Origin of the sequence: Actinomadura formosensis NBRC 14204 (assembly GCF_001552155.1) — a bacterium.
Taxonomy (GTDB): domain Bacteria; phylum Actinomycetota; class Actinomycetes; order Streptosporangiales; family Streptosporangiaceae; genus Spirillospora; species Spirillospora formosensis.
Map to the genome: position 1 here is coordinate 65,600 of NZ_BCQQ01000015.1, position 10,859 is coordinate 76,458.

Annotated in this window: 10 protein-coding genes; 2 read left to right on the forward strand and 8 right to left on the reverse strand. The window is 73.6% G+C overall.

Translation table 11 applies throughout. The annotated features are described in order from the left end of the window. The first annotated feature begins 69 nt into the window (after positions 1-69). Complete coding sequence (locus AF1_RS06135; protein WP_067794015.1) at positions 70-882, forward strand: AfsR/SARP family transcriptional regulator; 813 nt, start codon at positions 70-72, stop codon at positions 880-882. A gap of 10 nt (positions 883-892) precedes the next feature. Here AF1_RS06135 and AF1_RS06140 read toward each other — a convergent pair whose 3' ends face one another. From AF1_RS06140 to AF1_RS06155, 4 genes are read right to left on the reverse strand one after another with little or no spacing between them, the layout of a single operon-like run. Beyond that, positions 893-2,266, reverse strand: coding sequence for an acetyl-CoA carboxylase biotin carboxylase subunit (locus AF1_RS06140; RefSeq protein WP_067794016.1), 1,374 nt, complete (start codon positions 2,264-2,266; stop codon positions 893-895). A gap of 16 nt (positions 2,267-2,282) precedes the next feature. Next, complete coding sequence (locus tag AF1_RS06145) at positions 2,283-2,750, reverse strand: acetyl-CoA carboxylase biotin carboxyl carrier protein (protein ID WP_084262497.1); 468 nt, start codon at positions 2,748-2,750, stop codon at positions 2,283-2,285. 26 nt (positions 2,751-2,776) lie between these two features. Further along, positions 2,777-3,694 (reverse strand): SRPBCC family protein, encoded by a 918-nt coding sequence (locus AF1_RS06150; RefSeq protein ID WP_067794017.1) that lies wholly within the window; start codon positions 3,692-3,694, stop codon positions 2,777-2,779. Positions 3,695-3,751: 57 nt separating this feature from the next. Further along, the gene (locus AF1_RS06155; RefSeq protein ID WP_067794018.1) at positions 3,752-5,356 is read right to left on the reverse strand and encodes an FAD-dependent oxidoreductase; all 1,605 of its coding nucleotides are present in this window, start codon (positions 5,354-5,356) and stop codon (positions 3,752-3,754) included. 173 nt (positions 5,357-5,529) lie between these two features. Between AF1_RS06155 and AF1_RS06160 the strand changes: the two genes are divergently transcribed. Then, positions 5,530-7,011, forward strand: coding sequence for a class I adenylate-forming enzyme family protein (locus AF1_RS06160; RefSeq protein ID WP_067794019.1), 1,482 nt, complete (start codon positions 5,530-5,532; stop codon positions 7,009-7,011). Between the two features lie 65 nt (positions 7,012-7,076). On the opposite strand, the gene AF1_RS06165 is transcribed toward AF1_RS06160, so the two are convergent. The 4 genes from AF1_RS06165 to AF1_RS06180 are packed head-to-tail and all read right to left on the reverse strand — an operon-like array spanning position 7,077 to position 10,335. Further along, positions 7,077-7,511 (reverse strand): nuclear transport factor 2 family protein, encoded by a 435-nt coding sequence (locus AF1_RS06165; RefSeq protein WP_067794020.1) that lies wholly within the window; start codon positions 7,509-7,511, stop codon positions 7,077-7,079. Between the two features lie 23 nt (positions 7,512-7,534). Further along, a complete protein-coding gene (locus AF1_RS06170) occupies positions 7,535-8,332 on the reverse strand; it encodes a cyclase family protein (RefSeq protein ID WP_067794021.1) in 798 nt (265 codons plus the stop codon). Positions 8,333-8,343: 11 nt separating this feature from the next. Then, a complete protein-coding gene (locus AF1_RS06175) occupies positions 8,344-9,576 on the reverse strand; it encodes an FAD-dependent monooxygenase (protein ID WP_067794022.1) in 1,233 nt (410 codons plus the stop codon). Between the two features lie 18 nt (positions 9,577-9,594). Further along, positions 9,595-10,335, reverse strand: coding sequence for an SDR family oxidoreductase (locus AF1_RS06180; RefSeq protein ID WP_067794023.1), 741 nt, complete (start codon positions 10,333-10,335; stop codon positions 9,595-9,597). Positions 10,336-10,859 lie beyond the last annotated feature (524 nt).

Below are 10,859 nucleotides of genomic sequence, written 5' to 3' on the forward strand. Positions count from 1 at the left end.
TCGCGGATCCCTAGCATCGCAAACGGAGTTCCTCGAGTACGGGGTGTCGCATTCCTCGAAGGAGAATCCGTGAAATTCACAATGCTGGGCACTCTCGAAGTCGTCCACGACGGCCGGACCTGTACGCCCACCGCTCCCAAGGTCAGGCAGGTGCTCGCGCTGCTGCTGTCCCGGCCGGGGCAGATCGTCGAGCTGGAGTCGATCATCAAGGACCTGTGGGACGAACGGCCGCCGAGAAGCGCGGTGACCACGACGCAGACCTACATCTACCAACTGCGCCGGACGTTCGCGCAGGAGCTGGGCGAGGAGCCGGCCGAGCGGCTGATCGGGACCGTGGCGCCCGGTTACGTCCTGCGGGTCGACGAGGACGCGCTCGACTCGCAGGTGTTCGCCCGCCAGGTGGCGCAGGGCCGCGCGCTGCACGCCGCGGGGGAGTCGCCGCGCGCCGCCCAGCTGGTCAGGCGGGCGCTGGGGCTCTGGCGGGGGCCGGTGCTGTCGAACGTCGATTCCGGTCCCGTGCTGCGGGGCTACACCGTCCATCTGGAGGAGCGCCGGATCGGCGCGCTGGAGCTGCTCGTCCAGCTCGACATGGAGCTCGGCCGGGGCCGGGAGATCATCCCCGACCTGCGCGGGCTGGTCGCGGCCCATCCGTTCAACGAGTGGTTCCACGTCCGGCTCATCACCGCCCTCGGCCGCGCCGGGCGCCGCGGGGAGGCGCTGCGCGCGTACGAGAACCTGCGGCGGCTGCTCTCGGACGAACTGGGCCTCGACCCCTCCCCGGAGGCGCGGCAGGCGCACCGCGACGTGCTCACCGGGAACATCTCCGCCGCCCCGGCGGCCGCCGGCGCATCGCTGGCCGGCCGGCCGCCGAAGGCGTCCTAGCCGCCCGCCGCTAACCGCCTCCGGCCTCGGCCGCCTCCTCGGTGAGGAGGTCGGCGACGAGGGAGGTTCCGTGCGCGGCCTCGGCGAAGCGCCGATCGCCGAGGACGCGCAGCAGGAACTCCCGCGTCGTCCGCACGCCGCGGCCGGAGACGGCGAACTCCGCCAGGGCCCGGCGCATGCGGGCGATGGCCGTGCCGCGGTCCGGGGCCCACACGACGACCTTGGCCAGCAGAGAATCGTAGGACGGGGAGATCCGCGCCCCGGTGAACCCGTGGGTGTCCACCCGGACGAACGGCCCGGCGGGCGCGGTGAACTCCGCCAGCACGCCGGGGGCCGGCGCGAAACCGCGCTCGGGATCCTCGGCGTTGATCCGGCATTCGATCACGGCCCCGCGCGGCACGACGTCGTCCTGCGCGTACCGGAGCGGCAGCCCGGCCGCCACCCGGATCTGCTCCTGGACGAGGTCGATGCCGGTCGCGAGCTCGGTCACCGGGTGCTCCACCTGGATGCGGCCGTTGACCTCCATGAAGTAGAACTCGCCGTCCGGCGACACGAGGAACTCGAACGTGCCGGCGCCCCGGTACCCGACCTCGGCGGCGCCGCGCAGCGCGGCCCGCTTCATCTCCGCCAGCATCTCCGCCGCGAGCGCGGGGGCGGGGGTCTCCTCGATGAGCTTCTGGTTGCGCCGCTGCACGCTGCAGTCGCGCTCTCCCAGGCAGATCACGTTGCCGTGCGCGTCGGCGAGCACCTGCACCTCGACGTGCCGGGCCGTCCGCAGATACCGCTCCGCGTAGACCCGGCCGTCGCCGAAGAACGCCTGGGCGTCCGAGCGCGCCCGCGCGTAGGCCGCGGCGAGCCCGGCCTCGTCGTCCGCGACGTGCATGCCGCGCCCGCCGCCGCCCGCGACCGCCTTCACGATGACCGGGAAGCCGACCGCGCCCGCCGCCCGCCGCGCCGCGTCGAGGTCCCCGAGCGGCTCCACCGTCCCCGGCAGCAGCGGCAGGCCCGCCCGCGACATCAGCGACCGCGCGGTGGACTTGTCGCCCAGCCGCGCCAGCACGCCGGCCGGCGGCCCGATGAAGGTGAGCCCCTCCTGCTCGCAGATCTCCGCGAAGTCGGGGTCCTCGGACAGGAAGCCGTAGCCGGGGTGGACGGCGTCCGCCCCGGTCATGGCGGCCGCCTCGATGATCGCCGGGATGTTCAGGTAGCTCCGCTTGGCCGCGGCCGGGCCGATGCGCACGGCCTCGTCCGCGAGCCTGACCGGCGCGGAGTCCGCGTCCTCGGTGGAGTACACCGCGACGCTGCGCACGCCCATCTCGCGGCAGGCGCGAACCACGCGCAGCGCGATCTCGCCGCGGTTGGCGATCAGGATCTTGTCGAACACCGGTGCCCCTCCCCGGTCACGGCTCGACGGCGATGAGCGGGGTGCCGTACTCGACGGACTCGCCGTCGGCCACGAGCACCTTCGCCACCCGCCCGGACCGGCCGGCGACCACGGGCGTCATCAGCTTCATCGCCTCCAGGATCGCCACCTGCTGCCCCTCCCTGATCTCGTCTCCCGGGGATACGAACGGCGGCGCCCCGGGCTCCGGCGAGTGGTAGAACGTGCCGACCATCTCGGCCTCGATGTAGTGCAGCCCGTCGTCGACCCGGCCCTCGGCGGACGGGCTCTCGGCGGACGGGCTCTCGGCGGGCGGGGCGTCGGCGGGGAGCCCGGCCGGGGCCGGGCCGTCGGGCCATTCCAGTTCGACGGCGACCTCGCCGATCCGCAGCGACAGGCGGCGCAGCGGGCCGGTGGCCGCGGCCATCAGCTCCGCCGCGCTCCCGCACAGGACCTCCAGGAGATCCCCGGGGTCGGTGGTTTCCACGTGACCTCCTCTCGGCCCGGCGCCGGTCAGCCCGACGCCCGCTGCGCTGCCCCGTCCTCGGCCCACCGCTTGGCGAGCTGCAGGTTCTTGGTGCTGTTCGCGCCGAGCACCCGGCGCAGGTAGCGGCGCGCGTCCTCGACCGTGGCGTCCGGACCCAGGATCCCCAGCGCGGACGGCTTGACGGTGACGGTGTGCCGGGCGCCCGCGATCAGGCCCTCCCGGGTCGGGGTGAAGCGCCAGTGCCCGGTGTGCGCGGCCAGCAGCTTCGGCAGGTTGATCTGCTTGTAGACGATCAGCCGTTCCGGTAGGCAGACCCGCACCGAGCGGGTGGTGTGCTCGGCGCCGTCGGGCGTGCGGGTGTCCATGTCGAAGAACTGGATCCCGGGCACGTCCTCGCTCATGTCGAGCCGGGCGACATGCTCGATCCGCTCGGGCCACTTGTCGGCCTCGTAGAGCACCGCGTACGCGTCGGCCGCCGCGCCGCCGATGAACAGGGTGTCCTCGAACGACAGCACCAGGTCGCCGAGGTCGCCGCCGGGCGGCTCCGCCGCCCGGGTGATCCCGTCGATCCAGGCGGCCGCCTCGCTCGCCAGTTCGGCGGGGACCGAACCGCCGGCGGAGCCGGGCTCGTAACGCAGCTCGACGCCGGTCTCGTCCGGGGAGAGCGGGGTGAACGTCCAGGCGCCGGTGGTGCGCTCCTCGTCGTTTTCGAATGCGATGCGCAGCGCGCCGCGGTCGAGGACGCGCCGGTACGTCCGGACCCGGACCGCGTCCTGCTCCGGCGTGAGGAACCAGCGGCGGAGCAGGTCCGAGCCGTCGCCGCGGGACAGGTACTCCGCGTGGACCTCGGGGCGGAAGAACTGCGGCCAGGCGGGCGCGTCCGCGATGAGGTCGAAGACGGCCTCGGCGGGCGCGGCGACCTTGGCGGTGAACTGGAGTGCCATGGACTCCTTCTCCTTGTCGGTCGGTCGAACGGGGTGTTCGGGAGTGTGCGGGGACGGTCAGGCCGTCTCGGTGACGGGCTGCGCGCGCAGCCAGGTGAACGACACCGCGCGGGCCAGGGCGTCCGGTGCCACGTCGGCGCCCTGGGCGCTCAGGTAGCCGTCCGGCCGGATCAGCAGCCAGCCGGCGGCGCCGACGTTGAGGTCGCGGCGCAGCCGCCGGTCCGGATCGGGCAGGTCGGCGCCGGCGATCCGGACGGAGAGCCAGCCGTGCTCCTTCAGCGCCCCGGCGTCCACCCCGCCGTCCGCGCCGGGGAAGATCAGCAGCGTCCAGCGCGGGTCGCGCAGCTCCTCCACCAGCGCGGACCAGCCGGGAGAGGCGCCGGCCGCCTCGCGGGTCGTGCGGGCGACGCGCTCGCCGGGCCGCGGCGCGGGAGCGTCCGGGCCGGCGCCGCGGGTGAGCGGGCTGTCCGGATAGGCCAGCGCGAGCGCGGACATCCCGGCGATGATCTTGCGTTCGATGCGGTGCCGCAGCGCCGGGACGTTGCGGACGACGGCGAACACCACCGGCAGCATCGCGGCGGACACCGCGCTCTTCAGCGCGACCAGCGCGGTCGCCTTCCGGGTCGCGCCGAGCAGCACCTCGCCGACCGGCACCCGCTCCAGCCCGTAGGTGTCCAGGAGGGCGTCGACGGCGTCGCCCTGGACGACCATGGCGAGCTTCCACGCCAGGTTGACGGCGTCCTGGATGCCGGTGTTCATGCCCTGCCCCGACGCGGGGCTGTGCACGTGCGCGGCGTCCCCGGCGACGAGGCACCGGCCCACCCGCATCCGCTCGATCATGCGCTGCTGGATGGTGAAGACCGAGACCCACAGCGGCCGCAGGTCCCGCACCGGGACGCCGAAGCCCTTGGCGAGCTTGCGGGTGAACCGCTCGGCGACCTCGTCGTCGTTCCCCCGGTAGTCGACGTCGACGGTGTCGAGGAGCCGCCACTTGCCCGGCCTGGGGAACGGGACCGCCATCACGGTGCCGCCCTCGGTGTGCAGCCAGTGGATGCTGTCCTGCGGGACGTCCATGTCGATCATCGCGTCGGCGATCAGCCAGGTCTCGGTGGAGTCGCCGAGCAGGCGCAGGCCGAGCCGCTTGCGGACCGTGCTGTGCCCGCCGTCGCAGCCCACCAGCCACGGCGCCTCGAACGCCTCGTCCCCGTCTGCGGTGCGCAGGACGCCGGTGACGCGCGCGCCGTCCTGCTCGAACGACTCCAGTTCGACGCCCCACTCGACCTCGACCCCGTGTTCGCGCAAGGCGGCGCGCAGGACCTCCTCGGTCGTCGCCTGCTCCAGCAGGAGGGTGTGCGGGTAGCGGGTGGGCAGCTCGCTGTACTCGGGGCCCATCCGGGCCAGCCGCCGCCCCTTGCGATGCATGCTGAACGCCTGCATGTGGCGGCCCCGTGCCAGCATCTCCCCGACGACGCCCATCTGGTCGTAGATCTCCAGGGTCCGGGCGTGCGTCGCGACGGCGCGGCTCGTGGCGGACGGGCCGCCGGCCTTGTCCACCAGCCGGACCGCCACCCCCCGGCGGGCCAGTTCGTGGGCCAGGGTGAGCCCGACGGGTCCCGCGCCCACGATCAGGACGGAGGCTGCGGGACGCGGTCGATGTGTCATGAGAACTCCCGGTGGGCGCTCGCGGCCGGTCGTCGCCCAGTGTTCGGCCGGGTGTTCAAGGTCAGATCAAGCGCCGGTCGAAGCGCGCCTCCTGAGCGGGGCGCGAGCCGTTCTCGTGGGGCGGGCCGTACAAAGGGCGCCGACCCGTACGGCCCCTACCAGGGAGCGATCACATGGAGTTCAAGGCGGAGGCGGCACGGCTCGACGCCCTCGTCGCGCGGGCGGCACGGCGCCGTCCCGGACGGACCGCGATCCGGATCGGCGGCGAGGCGATGACCTTCGGCGAGCTCGACGCCGCCGTCACCCGGTGCGCGGCGGCGCTGCGCGGCCTGGCGGGTCCGCCGGGGGCCGTGGTCGGGCTGGTGTCCACCCTGCACCCCTCGTTCGCCGTCGCCTACCACGGCATCGCGCGGGCCGGCCACATCGTCGCGATCATCAACCCGCTGCTCCGCGAGGAGGGGCTCCGGCATGTCCTGGCGCTCTCGCGGGCCCGCGCCGTGGTCGCGACGCCCGAGACCGGTGCGCGGATCGCCGGCCTGCGCGGCGACCTGCCGGATCTGGAGACGGTGATACCGGCCGGGGCCGGGCGCCTGTCCGCGGCGGGACGGATCGACCCCGTCCCGGAGGACGCGGACCTCGACGACGTGGTCTGCCTCCAGTTCACCAGCGGGACGACCGGCGCCGCCAAGGGCGTCCGGCTCACCCACCGGAACCTGACCGTCAACGCCGCCCAGATCGCCTGGGCGCACGGCCTGGACGAGGAGTCGGTCACGCTCAACCATCTGCCCAACTACCACCCGATGCACTTGAACTCGGCGCTGCACGCGGCGGCGACGCAGGTGCTGTGCGCCGAGCCGGAGGGCAGCGCGGCGGTCGAGGCGGCCAACGCGCACGGCGCGACCCATTTCTACGGACTGCCGGTTCGGCTGGCGCGGCTGGCGCGGGACACGCGGCTCGCGGAGCTGAGGCTGGCCACGGTCCGCGGGGTGTTCTCCGGCGGCTCGGCGCTGCCCGTCCCGGCCGCCGAACGGCTGTCCCGCCACTTCGGCGTGCCGGTCGTCCAGGGGTACGGGCTCGCGGAGACCTCGCCGCTCACCCACGGAGACGATCCCGCCGACCCGGCGCCTGGGTCGGTCGGCCGGCCCGTCCCGCTCACCGAGTGCCGGATCGTGGACGTCGAGTCCCGCGCCGTCCTGCCGCCGGGTGAGAAGGGCGAGGTGCAGGTGCGCGGGCCGCAGCTCATGGCGGGCTACCTCGGCGGCGGGTCCGGGCGCGACGCGGGCGGCTGGTTCTCCACCGGCGATCTCGGCCGGGTGGACGAGGCGGGCCGGCTGCACCTCATCGACCGGCTCAAGGACGTCTTCAAGTGCGACAACTGGCTGGTCGCGCCGGCCGGGATCGAGCGGGTCGCGCTGCGGCACCCGGCGGTGCGCGAATGCGTCGTCTTCGACCGCCCGCACCCGCTCAGCGGCGCGGTGGCGAACGCCGTGGTCGTCCTGGACGACCCGGACGTGCCGGCCGAGGCGGTCGCCGAGTTCGTCAACGAGCAGGTGCCCTACTACGAGCGGATCGACCGGATCACGGCGGTGGAGGCCGTGCCGCGCTCGGCCACCGGCAAGATCGTGCGCCGTGAGCTGCGCGATCTGATCCCGTGACGCGGAAAGGCCCGCGGCCCCGCCGGAGCGGGCCGCGGGCCTCGGCGGCCCGGGACGGACGGAGGTCAGGGCATGTCGTCCCGGGTCACCCTGCGGTCCCGCACCAGCCAGCCGGTGCCGTCGGGCACCAGGACGTCCTCGCAGACGCACGTCCGGTGCAGCCGCGGCTCGCCGCCCTTCGGGGTGGCGAACACCAGGGCGTAGCAGCGGGCGAGCACCGAGCCGTCCTCGCGCGGCGTGACGGCCGTCATGCCGTGCCAGTGCCGGTGGATCTCGCCGATCTCGGCGAGCTGTGCGGCCGTCTTGCGGACGGCGGCGGCGAGCGCGTCCCGGCCGCGCACGGGCTCGTTCAGGTTCGGGGCGAGGAAGCTCCCGTCGGCGGTGAAGGTCGCGGCCCACTCGTCGGCCTTGCCGTCGTCCAGCAATTGCATGTGCCGGGCGTAGAAGTGCTGGATCTCGGCGTACAGGACGGTGGGGGAGACCTCGGTCTGCCGGGTCATGACGTTCCCTTCTCGTTGGGGGCTCACGTGGGATCGCCGGGCTCGGCCGGGTCGTCGACCATGGCGACGGCGCGGGTCCAGCCGGCGCCCGCGCCGGTGATCTTGATGGGGAAGCAGGACACGCTGAAGCCGTGCGCGGCGGGCAGCGCGTCGAGGTTCGCCAGCCGTTCGATCTGGCAGAACTCGCGGTCGCGCCCGGTGAAGTGCGCGGGCCACAGCACCGACCGGTCCCCGGTCCGCCGGTACCGCTCGATCATGTCGGTGAACGGGGCGTCCAGGCTGAACGCGTCGGTGCCGATCACCCGGACGCCGTAGTCGAGCAGCAGCCCGACGGCGGAGGCGTCCAGCCCGGTGAAGTCGGTGAAGAAGCGCGGCGTCCCGGCCCAGGCGGCGGCGCCGGTGTTGAGCAGCACGATGTCGAGCGGCTCGGGCTCGTAGGCGACCCGGGCCAGTTCCTCCTTGATGCGGGCGGCGTCCACGGCCCCCGGTCCGGTCCCCTTCAGGTCGAGGACGACGGCGGGCGCATGGAACCACTCCAGCGGCATCTCGTCGATGTCGCGCGGGCGCCCGTTCTCGCCCCTGCTCCCGTAGTGGGACGGGGCGTCGACGTGCGTGCCCGTGTGCGAGGTCAGCGTCAGGGTGTCGATGGACAGCAGCTCCCCGTCGGGCAGCACCGACGGGTCGAACTCGATGCCGAAGTGCTCGCGCATCTCCTCGCTCATATGCCTGGCGCCCTGCGCCGGCGACATGATCTCGTGCGACACGGGTTCGGGCTCCCAGCCCCGCGCGTCGACCGGCGACGACAGATCGATCAGGCGCATTCCGCGGCTCCTCACTCGGTGGTTTGCGTCCGGGCCGTGAACAGGTCCCGCCGGACGCGCACGGGACGGGGGCCGAAGGCGATGCGGCGGGTGATCTTCGCGCCGATCGGGGTCCGGGTGATCACCTTGGCGATTCTCGGCCGCAGCCGGGCCGCGAGCCCGCCCTGCGAGATCATCCCCTTGGCCTGCATCACCTGCATGCGCGTCACCGTCTCGATGTCGGGCCGGCGCTCGTCCTCGTAGCGGCGCAGGAAGGGCGCGCCCGGATCACCCGCCCGCAGCGACGCCAGCAGGACCGGATGCAGCAGCGCCGCGTCCTGCAGCGCCAGGTTGATGCCCTGCGCGCCGAGCGGGCCGTGCGTGTGGGCGGCGTCCCCGATGAGCACCAGGCCGTTCTTCACCCAGGTGCGGGCCCCGCCCGCGAACACGTCCAGCAGCGTGAGGTCGCGCGGCGTCCGCACCCCGGCCTCGACCTGCGCCGCGTACGCGGGGACGGCCCGCGCGATCTCGGCCCTGACCGCCTCGATGCCGCGTGCGGCGATGTCGCGGTAGCCGCGGTGGGGGAGCGTCCAGCCGATCTGGAGGTTGCCCGGCCACGAGCGGTAGACGATCACCGGGCTGCCGGAGTCCCGGAAGATCTGCACGTTCGGCACGTCCGCGCCGGAGCCCGGGTCGGGCAGCTTGAACCAGAGGACGTCGAAGTCGAAGGCGTCGATCCGGTCGGCCTCGATGCCCGCGAGCCGCCGCACCTTCGAGAACCGCCCGTCGGCTCCCACGACACAGTGCGCGAGGACGGTCGTGTCCTCCGCGCACGCGCCCACCACCGTGTCCTCGTGCGTGATGAGCCGCGTCACCTTCGCACCCGCGATGTACTCGAACCCCTCGTACGCGCGGCAGTGCGCGAGTAGTTCCTCAAGGACGTGCTTCTGCGGAATGCTCAGCAGGTAGCCGAACGGCTCCGGTAGCCGCCCGTAGTTGATGTCGAGGAGCACCGAGCCGCGTTCCACGAGCTGGAACCGGCCGTGCACATGGCAGCCGCGGTCCCGGGCGCCCGCGAGCACGCCCAGTTCGTCGAGCACCGCGAGCCCGCCCGGCTGCAGGATCTCGCCGCGGTAGTCCCGCTCGAACGAGCGGGACCGTTCGAGCACCGTGACCCGCACGCCGGAGCGCACCAGCGCGAGCGCCAGCGCGAGCCCGCCGGGCCCGCCGCCCACGATGCAGACGTCGGTCTTGATCTCGGTCATGTCCGTCTCCGGCCCGGCTCAGGCGTGCAGGGTCAGGCCGCCGTCGGCGGTGATGACCTGCCCGCGGATCCATGCGGCCTCGGCCGTGCAGAGCAGGGCGACGACGTCCGCCACGTCCTCGGGCCGGGTCAGCCGTCCGGCCGGGGTGCGGCGGGCCAGCGCGCGCGCCGCCTCGTCGGGGGCGCCCTTGTCGAGCTTGGACGTGGACACCGCGTTGACGGCGATCCCGTCCCCGGCCAGTTCCACGGCCAGGTAGCGGACGAGCGACTCAAGGGCCGCCTTGGCGATGCCCAGGCTCATGTACCGCGGCACCACCCGGCGGGCGCCGACACTCGACACCGCCACGACCCGTCCGCCGGCGCGCATGGTGCCCGCCAAGGCGGGCACCGCCCGCGCCAGCGGTTCGACCACCACCGACTGGACGTCCCGGAGCCCCTGGCAGTCGGCGTCCGCGGCCGCCATCGGGCGCAGGGCCGAGGTGTTGTGCACGAACACGTCCAGGCGCCCGTGCCGCTCCGCCACCCGGCCGATCATCTCCGCCGGCGCGGCGGGCGACCGGATGTCCGCGCGCATGGCCGACGCCGTGCCCCGCAGCCCGGCCAGGCTCTTGACGGCCGCCTCGGCGGCGGCGTCGTCAGCGGCGTAGTTCAGGTGGACGTGGCAGCCCGCCGCGCAGAGCCTGCGGGCGATCGCCAGTCCCAGTCCGCGGGTGCCGCCGGTCACCAGGGCGACGCGCCCGTCCAGTCCCAGATCCGTCATCGCTCTCCCACGAAGAAGCCGGTGACGGGCAGCCTGCTCGGCGGCGCTCGAGAGCGGTTGGAGCCGCGTTCGCGCCTGGGTCCTGCTCGTGGGAGGACTGTCCACATCGGGTGACGGGCTCCGGCCGGTCGGCCGCCGGACGGCCTTGAGACGCCGGCATGGATGAATTCGATGAATGGATCCCGGCAGACACCACGGCGACCTAATCCCTATTTCGCGATGGACACCGATCCGACACCGACGCTTCCTCTGAGGCCACACCGCCGTGTGAGCGATGGCCGAGTCCGAAATGAGAGGGACGACCCCCTAAATTCTGTGGAAGCCCGCAGATAAAGGACGACCTGACCAGGCAGGGAGTGCGGTGGCGGAGCCCCACCCTCGTGGAAGCCCGCAGCTAACCGACGATCTGAACCGGGAGGGGGTGTAGGGGCGAAGCCCCACCCCAGGGGAGGCCCGCAGTTAAGTGACAACCTGAGCCGGAAGGGAGTGCGGGGGCGAAACCCCACCCTGTGGAAGCCCGCAGG

Excerpts from the sequence above, each read along its gene's own strand:
- AF1_RS06155 (WP_067794018.1), bottom strand. The coding sequence starts at position 5,356 with ATGACACATCGACCGCGTCCCGCAGCCTCCGTCCTGATCGTGGGCGCG.
- AF1_RS06175 (WP_067794022.1), bottom strand. The coding sequence starts at position 9,576 with ATGACCGAGATCAAGACCGACGTCTGCATCGTGGGCGGCGGGCCCGGC.
- AF1_RS06150 (WP_067794017.1), bottom strand. The coding sequence starts at position 3,694 with ATGGCACTCCAGTTCACCGCCAAGGTCGCCGCGCCCGCCGAGGCCGTC.
- AF1_RS06170 (WP_067794021.1), bottom strand. The coding sequence starts at position 8,332 with ATGCGCCTGATCGATCTGTCGTCGCCGGTCGACGCGCGGGGCTGGGAG.
- AF1_RS06180 (WP_067794023.1), bottom strand. The coding sequence starts at position 10,335 with ATGACGGATCTGGGACTGGACGGGCGCGTCGCCCTGGTGACCGGCGGC.
- AF1_RS06165 (WP_067794020.1), bottom strand. The coding sequence starts at position 7,511 with ATGACCCGGCAGACCGAGGTCTCCCCCACCGTCCTGTACGCCGAGATC.
- AF1_RS06160 (WP_067794019.1), top strand. The coding sequence starts at position 5,530 with ATGGAGTTCAAGGCGGAGGCGGCACGGCTCGACGCCCTCGTCGCGCGG.